The sequence below is a fragment of the Sulfitobacter sp. genome, assembly GCF_036961165.1.
Classification (GTDB): domain Bacteria; phylum Pseudomonadota; class Alphaproteobacteria; order Rhodobacterales; family Rhodobacteraceae; genus Sulfitobacter.
The window spans coordinates 1-10,236 of record NZ_JBALVJ010000095.1; the positions used below are offsets into that span (position 1 = coordinate 1).

At 56.5% G+C, this 10,236-nt stretch carries 13 protein-coding genes and 1 tRNA gene; 6 read left to right on the forward strand and 8 right to left on the reverse strand.

Going from position 1 to position 10,236, the window contains the following annotated elements:
• Positions 1-8: 8 nt before the first annotated feature.
• The 3 genes from V7730_RS20360 to V7730_RS20370 form a co-directional block, all read right to left on the reverse strand.
• A complete protein-coding gene (locus tag V7730_RS20360; RefSeq protein ID WP_335749401.1) occupies positions 9-680 on the reverse strand; it encodes a hypothetical protein in 672 nt (223 codons plus the stop codon).
• A gap of 266 nt (positions 681-946) precedes the next feature.
• Positions 947-1,022: transfer RNA gene (locus V7730_RS20365), tRNA-Ala, on the reverse strand.
• Positions 1,023-1,154: 132 nt separating this feature from the next.
• Positions 1,155-1,484, reverse strand: a complete 330-nt coding sequence (locus V7730_RS20370; RefSeq protein WP_335749402.1) for a TIGR02300 family protein — start codon at positions 1,482-1,484, stop codon at positions 1,155-1,157.
• A gap of 109 nt (positions 1,485-1,593) precedes the next feature.
• On the opposite strand from V7730_RS20370, the gene V7730_RS20375 reads away from it, so the two are divergent.
• Positions 1,594-2,280: a M48 family metallopeptidase gene (locus V7730_RS20375; RefSeq protein WP_335749403.1), complete on the forward strand. Its 687-nt coding sequence runs from the start codon at positions 1,594-1,596 to the stop codon at positions 2,278-2,280.
• 52 nt (positions 2,281-2,332) lie between these two features.
• Positions 2,333-2,983: a GntR family transcriptional regulator gene (locus V7730_RS20380; protein ID WP_335749404.1), complete on the forward strand. Its 651-nt coding sequence runs from the start codon at positions 2,333-2,335 to the stop codon at positions 2,981-2,983.
• A gap of 94 nt (positions 2,984-3,077) precedes the next feature.
• Here the strand turns inward: V7730_RS20380 and V7730_RS20385 are convergent, their stop codons facing one another.
• The 3 genes from V7730_RS20385 to V7730_RS20395 form a co-directional block, all read right to left on the reverse strand.
• Positions 3,078-3,560, reverse strand: a complete 483-nt coding sequence (locus tag V7730_RS20385) for a protein-tyrosine phosphatase family protein (protein WP_335749412.1) — start codon at positions 3,558-3,560, stop codon at positions 3,078-3,080.
• Positions 3,557-4,519 carry an acetyl-CoA carboxylase carboxyltransferase subunit alpha gene (locus tag V7730_RS20390; protein WP_335749405.1) on the reverse strand — a complete coding sequence of 321 codons (963 nt, stop codon included), beginning with the start codon at positions 4,517-4,519 and terminating at the stop codon, positions 3,557-3,559. The genes V7730_RS20385 and V7730_RS20390 overlap by 4 nt, the downstream gene beginning before the upstream one ends.
• A 61-nt stretch (positions 4,520-4,580) precedes the next feature.
• A complete protein-coding gene (locus V7730_RS20395; RefSeq protein WP_335749406.1) occupies positions 4,581-5,174 on the reverse strand; it encodes a LysE family translocator in 594 nt (197 codons plus the stop codon).
• A 205-nt stretch (positions 5,175-5,379) separates the two neighbouring features.
• Here V7730_RS20395 and V7730_RS20400 point away from each other — a divergent pair, with 205 nt between their 5' ends.
• Positions 5,380-5,511, forward strand: coding sequence for a hypothetical protein (locus tag V7730_RS20400; protein WP_335749407.1), 132 nt, complete (start codon positions 5,380-5,382; stop codon positions 5,509-5,511).
• A gap of 65 nt (positions 5,512-5,576) precedes the next feature.
• Here V7730_RS20400 and V7730_RS20405 read toward each other — a convergent pair whose 3' ends face one another.
• The gene (locus tag V7730_RS20405) at positions 5,577-6,533 is read right to left on the reverse strand and encodes an L-malyl-CoA/beta-methylmalyl-CoA lyase (RefSeq protein WP_335749408.1); all 957 of its coding nucleotides are present in this window, start codon (positions 6,531-6,533) and stop codon (positions 5,577-5,579) included.
• Between the two features lie 247 nt (positions 6,534-6,780).
• On the opposite strand from V7730_RS20405, the gene dgcN reads away from it, so the two are divergent.
• The 3 genes from dgcN to V7730_RS20420 all read left to right on the forward strand — a co-directional run bounded on the left by dgcN (position 6,781) and on the right by V7730_RS20420 (position 9,720).
• Positions 6,781-7,782, forward strand: a complete 1,002-nt coding sequence (gene dgcN / locus V7730_RS20410) for an N-acetyltransferase DgcN (protein WP_335749409.1) — start codon at positions 6,781-6,783, stop codon at positions 7,780-7,782.
• Between the two features lie 106 nt (positions 7,783-7,888).
• The gene (dgcA, locus tag V7730_RS20415; protein WP_335749413.1) at positions 7,889-8,854 is read left to right on the forward strand and encodes an N-acetyl-D-Glu racemase DgcA; all 966 of its coding nucleotides are present in this window, start codon (positions 7,889-7,891) and stop codon (positions 8,852-8,854) included.
• A 5-nt stretch (positions 8,855-8,859) separates the two neighbouring features.
• Entirely contained in the window at positions 8,860-9,720 is an 861-nt protein-coding gene (locus V7730_RS20420; RefSeq protein WP_335749410.1) for a D-amino-acid transaminase, read from the forward strand.
• A gap of 65 nt (positions 9,721-9,785) precedes the next feature.
• Here the strand turns inward: V7730_RS20420 and V7730_RS20425 are convergent, their stop codons facing one another.
• Entirely contained in the window at positions 9,786-10,184 is a 399-nt protein-coding gene (locus tag V7730_RS20425; protein ID WP_335749411.1) for a hypothetical protein, read from the reverse strand.
• Positions 10,185-10,236 lie beyond the last annotated feature (52 nt).

The window sequence follows — 10,236 nt, forward strand, 5'->3', positions numbered from 1 at the left end:
GATGCATCTTAGCCAAGCCGCAAAACTGTCCTAAAAAGCAGGACCACTTCAGACAGTTCACGGGTCTTTGCCATCTTGTTTCGGTTTGCAGGTAGCTCTAACAAAATGCGTTTCACGTGCTGTGCATCTTGTTTAGTAAGGGTTGCCAATGATCTGTCCCCGTCGAACAGTTCAGTTAGCATACTCAGGTTGGTTGTCTTTTTTGCTATCGTGGCGGGTTGTGAAGTGCCTGCACGCTTATTCTCATTGATGTATTCGTCGATTGCGTGCTGCAAGGTGTACGACGTGTCGTGCTGCAACGCTGTTTTGTCCGGAGCTGAACTGACTGCCGCATTATAGTACTCATAGGTGTTGAGTGACTGACGATGAATTTCCCATGCCTTTAGCATGTCCCGGAAAGCTAACTTGTACTCTCGCAATATTCTCGCAGGGTTTTCAGTTTCTTCAGACTGGGGAACGCCACTGGCCCCGCAGAATTGCCGCAGGAAGCCCTCTGTGCCCTCTGGGTGGATCATGTCCCAGAACTCTTCATCTGACGCATCAGAGAGCGCTCGTGCGGTCTCGGCGGGTGCAAGCTCCAGATCGGACATCGGACCATTCGCATTGAGCCGATCCATCTGGAGCGATAGTGCTTTTTTGAAGTAGCGGTGGATTAAGGCCCTAAGTTCGTCATAACGCATGTTGGACAGAGCCTTACTGTACCGCAGGGCATCACCGCATGATGCAAGGTGACGAGCTAGTTGGCCTGCAAGTTTGGGGCGCCGTGTTCCTAACGAGAGGCGAATGGAAGCACGTTTTGCGCTGTTAGGGGCTTTGGGAAGGGGCCAGCGGAAGTAGAAGGTGCTGTGCCGTAAACGGTATAAGTACGCATCGAGATGCATTTTTGTGCCTCACTTGTGTGGCGCACCGTTTCAATGCTTCTCTAAGGTACTGTAAAGAAAGAGAATGGTGGAGCATAGCGGGATCGAACCGCTGACCTCCTGCATGCCATGCAGGCGCTCTCCCAGCTGAGCTAATGCCCCAAACAACGCAAGCGTGGAATGGTGTCCCTTGAGGGGACGAAGGGACGACTCCGAAGAGCCGATGCGGAGTGTATTAGGCACAAGCGGCGGCGGGATCAAGCGAAAAAAGCATGACCCCGCCGACCTGACTTATCAATCGTCGTCGTTGGATGCTACATCTGCGATCTCATCGAGCGGAACTGTATCATCATCATCGTCTTCATCGTCGTCCAGCAGATCGTCGTCCAGATCCACGTCAACATCATCGTCATCTACCAGATCTCCACTATCGGTAGTCTCGGATGCTTTGGCTTTTGCTGTGGCTGCATCTTCCGCGTCGGCGGCAATCATGCGGGATTTTGACTGGTCAACTTCCACGACCTCGCCGGTGTAGGGGCTGATGATCGGGTCTTTGTTCAAGTCATAGAAACGCTTGCCCGTGGTGGGGCACAGGCGCTTGGTTCCCCATTCTTCGTTGGGCATGTATTTCCCCTTTAATCATTGGTGTTGTGTCTAGATGATTCAGCGCAATTGCCATATGCAGGGCATGCTGTCCAGCCAAAAGCCCCATACCCCACCCCGTGAGCACCGCATGTCTGATCCGCATCTCCCCGGAGACCCCCCGATTTCCCTGATATTGCGGCGTTCTGCGCAGGCAAAGCGTATATCTTTGCGGATCAGTCAGTTGGACGGGCGCGTGACGCTAACCATGCCAAAACGGCTGGCCGAGCGTGAAGCAATAGATTTTGCACGCAGCAAAGAGGCATGGATTCGCAAGCATCTGGACGCACGTGGTGGGGATGTGTTGGTGGGAATAGGTGCGGAGCTGCCTCTGGGTGGCAGGGTGTATACAGTTCAATCTGGATCGGGGCGGAGGGTGCAAATCACCTCTGATGGCATTTTCGTGCCCGGACCACCGGAGCGCGCAGGCAAGCGCCTGTCCGCGCACCTAAAAGAGCTGGCGCGTGACCGGCTGGCAGGTGCCAGCGATGACTATGCAGCGTTGCTGGGCCGCAGCTATGCACGCCTGTCGCTGCGCGATACGCGGTCGCGTTGGGGGTCGTGTACGTCGGACGGTGGCCTGATGTACTCATGGCGGCTGATCATGGCCCCGCCTGAAGTTTTGGACTATGTCGCGGCGCATGAGGTGGCGCATCTGGCGCAGATGAATCACTCGTCCGCGTTCTGGGCCGAAGTAGCGAAGATTTACGGAGACTATGCTGCGCCACGCAATTGGCTGCGCGCAAATGGCAGCACGTTGCACCGGTACAAGTTCTAGGAGCGGGTGGTATCTGGCTTGACGCGGCGTTGGCTTGTGATCACAAAAGCGTATGAACCTAACATCCCGCCCTGTTGATCCCGCTCCTCTGGCGCATGACCGTGTATATCGGCATTTGCGCTCACGTATTATGCACGGAGATATTCCACCGGGTGCTGCGCTGACATTGCGCGGGATAGGCAAGGAGTACGAGGTTTCGATGACGCCGGCGCGCGAATCTGTGCGGCGGCTGGTGGCCGAAGGAGCGCTGAGTATGTCGAACTCGGGCCGCATCTCGACGCCACTTCTCAGCAACGAACGCATTGAAGAACTGGCAGCACTGCGGGCGCTGATTGAGGTCGAGCTTGCCTCGCGCGCCCTGCCACGGGCGCATTTGGCGCTGATCGAGCGGTTGCAGAACATCAACGCCAAGGTAGGTGAGGCGGTCGCGCACCGCGATGCGGTGAGCTATATCCGCACCAATCTTGAGTTCCACCGCACTCTATACTTGCGCGCGCAAGCCCCTGCGATGTTGGCCATGGCAGAGACCGTCTGGTTGCAGATGGGGCCGACAATGCGTGCTCTTTATGGTCGCCTGCGCCGGACCGACCCACCGCATTTTCACAAGCTCATCATCGCAGCACTCCGCGCGGGGGATGAGCCGGGTTTGCGATTGGCGGTTAGGTCCGATGTGACGCAAGGCCTGCGGATGCTGGCGACTTAAACGCTCGACCTGAATGTGCGCTGCGGCATGAACTGCATTGCCTCTCAATGACCTTTCGTTACTTCACCTATCTCGCATGCCAAGTAAGGACGGGTCAGGCCTGTGATACCTGCATGATATGGTGGATAAACGCCGCTTGCTCCTCTGTGTCGGGAACTGGGACGCCACGCCTTTGGCTGACATGGGCCAGTGCGGTTTGAGCCGTATAGCCGAAATAACCCAGAACTATGCATGCGAGCATGCCAGAGCGGCCGATGCTTGCATGGCAATGCAGCGCGATATGCGATCCATTGCGCAACCGCTGCGCCACATCGGCGGCAAAACGGGTGAAGCTTTCTGGCTCTGGCAGGTGCATGTCACGGATTGGGTGGTTGATAAACGTCATGCCCAGTACTGAGCAGCTTCCGGCCTCGTCGCACAACCCGATTGACGGCGCTTCGGACGGCTCAAGCAGGGATATGAGCGTGTCTATGCCGGAACTTTTTAGGTGCGCCAGATCATCCAGCAGCACCTTCGGGCGCAAAGTTATGGAGAGCGATCCAGGAAGGCCGTCGATCAGCGGGAAGAGTGTGCTCAGACCGAAAGCCCCCGGTCACCCATATCAAGGTATTTCTCGCGGCGATCTTTGATCAGTGCTTTGGGGTTTTTGCCTTCGAGAGATTTGAGCATATCCGAAATCGCCTCGGCAACGGCAGAAATCGCTGCCTTTGGGTCACGGTGTGCGCCACCTTTGGGCTCGGGAATGATCCGGTCATTTATGCCTAACTGCTTAAGGTCTTGTGCGGTGAGGCGTAGCGCTTCTGCAGCCTCGCGCATTTTCTCGGAATCCTTCCACAGGATCGAGGCACAGCCTTCGGGCGAGATCACGGAATAGACCGAGTGTTCCAGCATCGCGACGCGGTTAGCGGTGGCAAACGCCACAGCCCCGCCAGAACCGCCTTCGCCGATGATGACGCTGACCAGCGGCACACCGATTTCAAGACACTTCTGCGTCGCACGCGCAATCGCTTCGGATTGACCGCGTTCTTCAGCACCTTTGCCTGGATAGGCGCCGGGGGTGTCTACCAGCGTGATCACGGGCAGACCAAAGCGGTGGGCCATCTCCATCAGGCGCACGGCTTTGCGATAGCCTTCTGGGCGCGCCATACCAAAGTTCCGCTCAATCCGCGTTTTGGTGTCGTTGCCCTTTTCATGGCCGATTACCATTACGGGCTTATCGTTAAAGCGCGCGAGGCCACCCATGACGGCGTGGTCGTCGGCAAAGTTTCGGTCACCGGCCAGCGGCGTGTATTCGGTAAATAGTGCGTCGATGTAATCTTTGCAATGCGGACGGTCAGGGTGGCGGGCCACCTGACATTTCCGCCAAGGCGTTAGGTTCTTGTAAAGATCGTCCAGCATTTTGACGGCCTTGGCATCCAGTGCCTTGGCCTCATGGGTCACGTCTGTTTCAGGATCACGCCGCGCCATTGCTCGCAGCTCCTCCGCCTTGCCTTCGATTTCGGCGAGGGGTTTTTCAAAATCCAAATACTGGGTCATTGCGGCCTCCGGACTGGTGTTGGCTTTATATGGCGGTGAATAGCGCGTGATGCAACGGCGCTCAGAGACCTAGCAGTGGATATAGCGACGCGATGAGCAGTGCGGCCATCGTCCAGTTGTACGCGCGCAGGCGGCGCGGGTTGGTCAAGATGCGTTGCAGTTGTTGCCCGGCCAGCGTCCAGATCGTGACCGAAGGCAAGTTTACCACGGCGAACAGCAGGGCAGCCGCCGACAGCCAAAGCAGCGACGCATCGCCCACATAAACGGTGATCGCTGTAAGCGCCATTGCCCAAGCCTTTGGATTAACCCACTGAAAACCCGCCGCTTGCAAAAATGTCATCGGCGTGCCGGCAGCCTCGGCTTTCCGGACAGGTGCCGCGTTCGCAATATTCCATGCCAGCCAGAGCATGTAGATCACGCTCGCGACTTTGAGCACATCGTAGATAAGCGGAAAGCGGTCAAAGATCTGGACCAGCCCTGCGCCAACGCAAAATAGCATCACCATAAAGCCGATGGATATCCCCAACATGTGCGGGATCGTGCGCCAAAAGCCAAAGTTTGCCCCCGAGGCCATAAGCATCAGGTTATTCGGCCCCGGTGTGGCAGAACTTACAAAGGCGAAAACGGCGAGGGCGGTTATGGTCTCAAAGGTCATGACGCAAGCTGTGGGGTAAAACGAACGGAAATGAAATCTGGTATTTTGCGGCGTGTTGTTGAGGTTAGCGAAACAATTTGTTCAGCCTGGGGAGGATTAGGGTTCTGCAAGGGGGTGAAACACACTGTTTCCAAGCCGTTCATTGCGCCAGGTTAACTGGCGCGGAATAAATGTGGAGGCAATGTGTTTGAAGGTGGAGTTAAATATGGTTGTGATTAATTATCTGCTCGTCGGGCTTCTAGGGGCGATCGTTGCGCTCGGCCTCTATGCGGCGAGGTGGGATATGTCGCCTGCGGGTCAGGCCCAGCCTGCGCCAGCGATCACTGTGATCGGCTAAAACAGGCGACCATAAACGCAAAACGGCCCGCCATTGGCGGGCCGTTTGCGTTTCGTCGGGGCGACTTAACCTGCGATCATCTCGGACTGGCGCACGATGACTTCGGCTTGTTTGATCGACGCGATGTCGACAAGGCGGCCTTTGTATACAGTGGCACCTTCGCCGTTTGCTTTGGCTGTTTCCATAGCGGCAAGAATCTCGCGCGCTTCGGCGACAGCTTCCTCTGACGGGGTGAATACTTCGTTGCTAAGCGCGATCTGTTTGGGGTGAATGGCCCATTTTCCTACCATGCCAAGCGTGGCTGAGCGGCGTGCCTGCGCGCGGTAGCCTTCATCATCAGAGAAATCACCGAAGGGCCCGTCAACTGGTAGGATGCCGTGGGTCCGGCAAGCCGCGACGATAGCGGTTTGTGCCCAGTGCCACGGGTCGGACCAGTATTTCGCACCTTCGTGCAGCATATAGTAATTCGCCTGCGTGCCACCGATGCCTGTCGTCTGCATACCCATAGAGGCAGCAAAGTCAGCAGCGCCAAGGCTCATCGCCTCAAGGCGAGGGGAGGACGCGGCGATCTCTTCTACGTGGGCAATGCCTGCGGCGCTTTCGATGATGACTTCGAACGCGATACGCTTTTTGCGGCCCTTCGCGGCCTCGATCGCGCTGACCAATGCATCCACGGCATAGACATCTGCCGCACAGCCAACTTTCGGGATCATGATCTGGTCCAACCGTTCGGAAGCTTGCTCTAGCAGGTCGACCACATCGCGGTACCAGTATGGCGTATCAAGGCTGTTGATCCGGACCGAGATGGTCTTGGTGCCCCAATCGACCGTATTGATCGCCTCAATCACGTTGGCGCGGGCCATGTCTTTGTCGTTGGGGGCAACGCTGTCCTCAAGGTCAAGGTTGATCACATCAGCATCAGAGGCGGCCATCTTGGCAAAGAGTTTGGTGTTGGAGCCGGGGCCAAAAAGCTGGCAGCGATTAGGGCGGGCAGGGGGCATCGGCTGGAGGCGAAAGCTCATGAGGTCAATCCTTTTGAGACATAAAATGTCGTATATTTACCTGAGTTGGTTATAAAATTGCGCGCGTGGTCGCAAGGGGGGTTTTGCAGGTGCAGCAATTTGCGGCTGTGCGAAATTTACGCGGGGATGAGTCCAGTTAAGGGCGACTACTGCAACCAGATCGGGCCAGATGGTAGATAGGCGATTGAAATGTGTCAGCTTTTCATCAAGCTGCGCAAAAGTCATTAACCTGTCGGAGATTCGGACCATGATCCATACACCTTACCTGCTGTTTCTGGGCGACGCGCCGGACCAACTTGCCGCGAAAGTAGCGCAAGGAATCAAGGACTGGCGTCCTGAAAATGCTGTTGGTCAATTCCGCATGGACGGATGCAAAGCCGATGTCGGGCTAGAAGATATGACATTGGCACATGCGAAGGCGGCCGGCGCGAAAACGCTGGTGATTGGCGTAGCAAACCGCGGCGGCCATATCTCGAAGGTGTGGAAAGAAGTGCTGATAGAGGCGCTGGACATGGGGTTTGATCTGGCCTCTGGTCTGCACAATCTGCTGAACGTGGAAGACGATCTGGTGGCCGCCGCACAGGCGCATGGACGCACACTGCATGACGTCCGTATCCCGACTGTTGATTACCCCATTGCCAGCGGTGTGAAGCGTAGCGGCAAGCGGGTGCTGGCTGTTGGCACTGATTGTTCGGTGGGCAAAATGTACACCGCCCTGGCGCTGGATAACGCGATGCGTGAACGCGGCATGAAAAGCACTTTCCGTGCAACAGGGCAGACGGGGATTCTGATCACCGGTGATGGCGTACCTTTGGACGCTGTAGTGGCTGATTTCATGGCTGGCTCTATCGAATTTCTGACCCCTGACAATGATCCCGACCACTGGGATGTGATTGAGGGGCAGGGCAGCCTGTTTCACGTTAGCTACTCCGGCGTGACGCTGGCCCTGATCCATGGCGGGCAGCCCGATGCCCTGATCGTCTGCCACGAGCCGACCCGACCACACATGCGTGGCTTGCCAGACTATAAGGTGCCAGAGATGACTGCGATCCATGATGTGGCGCTGACACTTGCGCGGGTCGCAAATCCTGCGTGCGAAGTTATTGGCGTGTCGATCAACACCCAGCATATGTCCGAAGAAGAAGCACGCGCCTATCTTGCCAAGGTTGAAAAAGAAATGGGTCTGCCCGCAGTGGATCCGTTCCGCCATGGCGCAGAGCGTTTGGCCGAAGCGCTGGAGGCCCTGTGATCTGTTCCGCCTCTAACCGGGGCGGGATTGAAACCACTGGGGAAATGAAAACCAATGGCGCCGACCATATTTAGGCGGCGTCCAAGGTGAAGGAAAATTGCGCATGATGCAGATTGAAGTAACCGTAGATGTATTCCGTCTGGCACAGGTGTTCACGATCTCCCGTGGTTCGCGGACGGAAGCCAAGGTGCTGAAAGTACGGATCACCGACGGGGATGCGGTAGGTATGGGCGAATGTGTTCCCTATGCGCGCTACGGTGAAACGCTTGAGAGTGTTACTGCGCAGATTGAAGGCCTGTCAGGCACGATCACCCGCGAGGCTTTATATGATCTTCTGCCTGCGGGTGCGGCCCGCAATGCGGTGGATTGCGCGCTGTGGGATCTGGAGGCCAAGCAGACGGGCACGCCGGTTTGGCAGCTTGCGGGACTGAAACCTTTAAAGCCTGAGATTACGGCCTATACCTTGTCGCTGGATACGCCTGAAAAGATGCGTGAGCAGGCAGCCAAGCATGCCTTTCGTCCACTGCTAAAGATTAAGCTGGGAACACCCGACGACATGCCGCGTTTGGAAGCGGTGCGTGCCGGTGCGCCAGACAGCACCATCATTGTGGATGCGAACGAGGGCTGGTCAGCAGAGGTTTATGCCGATCTTGCACCGCACCTGGTGCGCCTTGGTGTAGCGCTGGTAGAACAGCCTTTGCCTGCCGGAGAGGATGACGCGCTGATCGGTATGGAACGCCCTGTGCCTGTCTGTGCAGACGAAAGCTGCCATGATCGGACAAGCTTGCCCGCGCTCAAGGGTAAGTATGACGTCGTGAACATTAAGCTCGATAAAACGGGCGGACTGACAGAGGCGCTGGCGCTGCGCGACGCAGCCCTTGCCGAGGGTTATGACGTGATGGTGGGCTGCATGGTCGGTTCGTCCTTAGCGATGGCACCTGCGGTGCTAGTGGCACAGGGCGCCAAGATTGTGGACCTTGACGGGCCGCTTTTGTTGGCCGAAGACCGGACGGCAGCTTTGACATTTGACAGCGCGGGGGTGCATCCGCCCACGCGCGCGCTTTGGGGATAGACGACATGCGGACAGTTTACGTGAACGGCGAATACATGCCGGAGAATGAAGCCACGATTTCGATCTTTGATCGTGGTTTTCTGATGGCTGATGGCGTCTATGAGGTGACTTCGGTGCTGGACAGTAAGTTGGTGGATTTTGACGGTCACGCTGTTCGGCTGGAGCGGTCACTGGGTGAATTGGATATGCGAAATCCGATCAGCAAAGAAGACCTGTTGGAGGTGCACCGCGAATTGGTCCGTGCCAACGGCATTGACGAAGGTCTGATCTATTTGCAAATCACACGAGGCTCTGACGGGGATCGTGATTTCGTGTTCCCTGATCCCGAAACGACCGAACCTACGATTGTTCTGTTTACACAGAACAAGCCCGGATTGGCCGACAACCCTGCGGCCCAAAAGGGCATGAAGATCATCAGCATCGAAGACATCCGCTGGGGTCGCCGCGACATTAAGACCGTGCAGCTGTTGTACCCGTCGATGGGTAAGATGATGGCCAAAAAGTTGGGTTGTGATGACGCATGGATGGTCGAAGACGGCAAGGTGACCGAAGGCACTTCAAACAACGCTTATATCGTCAAAGGCAACAAGATCATCACACGCCAACTAAGCAACGAAATCTTGCACGGGATCACCCGTGTGGCTGTTCTGCGCATGGCACGCGAGGCCCAGATGGAGGTCGAAGAACGCGCCTTCACAATCGAAGAAGCACAGCAGGCGGATGAAGCCTTCACGACATCTGCTAGCGCATTCGTCATGCCTGTTGTCGAAATCGACGGAGTGGCGCTGGGCGAGGGTGTGCCGGGCAAAGTGGCGGTGCGCTTGCGCGAGATTTACATCGACGAGATGCGCAAAGCCGCAGTCTAAAAGAATATGTTAACTCCAGCCCCCTGAAGCTATCTGTGCTTTAGGGGGCTGAAGTTCGTAATTAATTACACAAGCCCCGCGCGTTGAAGGTCTTCAGCATCAATGACGGTAACGTCGACGTTGGCGGCGTCAGCGCTGCTCAGTCCGTTCAGCACAGCCACTTCGTCACCCCGCCAGAACGCGCGCAGCGCATTTGCCGAAGCATCGTATCTAAATTCCATTGCCTCATTTGATTGATCGGCCTCGGGTACGAAGGCAATCAGGCTGTCCTCTTCGGTGTTGAAGTCGGTGATGGTGACCGCGTCCGTGTCCATATTAATAGAGTTTACCACAGCAAATATGTCCTCGCCGCTTCCGCCGGTAAGAACGTCACCATGGTCTCCAATAATGAGGTCTTCACCTAAGCCGCCGTCAACCGTATCGGGGGCATCTGGAATGCTGCCGGAGCCAAAGGTGGTAATCATTGAAGTGGTCCGGCAAAATTGGACAGCGTGCTAAGATGTATCCAACCCGAAC

Bases quoted from the DNA above. Each gene is read 5' to 3' on its own strand.
- V7730_RS20395 (WP_335749406.1), bottom strand. From the start codon at position 5,174: ATGACCTTTGAGACCATAACCGCCCTCGCCGTTTTCGCCTTTGTAAGT.
- V7730_RS20425 (WP_335749411.1), bottom strand. From the start codon at position 10,184: ATGATTACCACCTTTGGCTCCGGCAGCATTCCAGATGCCCCCGATACG.
- V7730_RS20375 (WP_335749403.1), top strand. From the start codon at position 1,594: ATGTCTGATCCGCATCTCCCCGGAGACCCCCCGATTTCCCTGATATTG.
- V7730_RS20405 (WP_335749408.1), bottom strand. From the start codon at position 6,533: ATGAGCTTTCGCCTCCAGCCGATGCCCCCTGCCCGCCCTAATCGCTGC.
- V7730_RS20360 (WP_335749401.1), bottom strand. From the start codon at position 680: ATGCGTTATGACGAACTTAGGGCCTTAATCCACCGCTACTTCAAAAAA.
- dgcN (WP_335749409.1), top strand. From the start codon at position 6,781: ATGATCCATACACCTTACCTGCTGTTTCTGGGCGACGCGCCGGACCAA.
- dgcA (WP_335749413.1), top strand. From the start codon at position 7,889: ATGCAGATTGAAGTAACCGTAGATGTATTCCGTCTGGCACAGGTGTTC.
- V7730_RS20370 (WP_335749402.1), bottom strand. From the start codon at position 1,484: ATGCCCAACGAAGAATGGGGAACCAAGCGCCTGTGCCCCACCACGGGC.
- V7730_RS20390 (WP_335749405.1), bottom strand. From the start codon at position 4,519: ATGACCCAGTATTTGGATTTTGAAAAACCCCTCGCCGAAATCGAAGGC.
- V7730_RS20400 (WP_335749407.1), top strand. From the start codon at position 5,380: ATGGTTGTGATTAATTATCTGCTCGTCGGGCTTCTAGGGGCGATCGTT.
- V7730_RS20380 (WP_335749404.1), top strand. From the start codon at position 2,333: ATGAACCTAACATCCCGCCCTGTTGATCCCGCTCCTCTGGCGCATGAC.
- V7730_RS20420 (WP_335749410.1), top strand. From the start codon at position 8,860: ATGCGGACAGTTTACGTGAACGGCGAATACATGCCGGAGAATGAAGCC.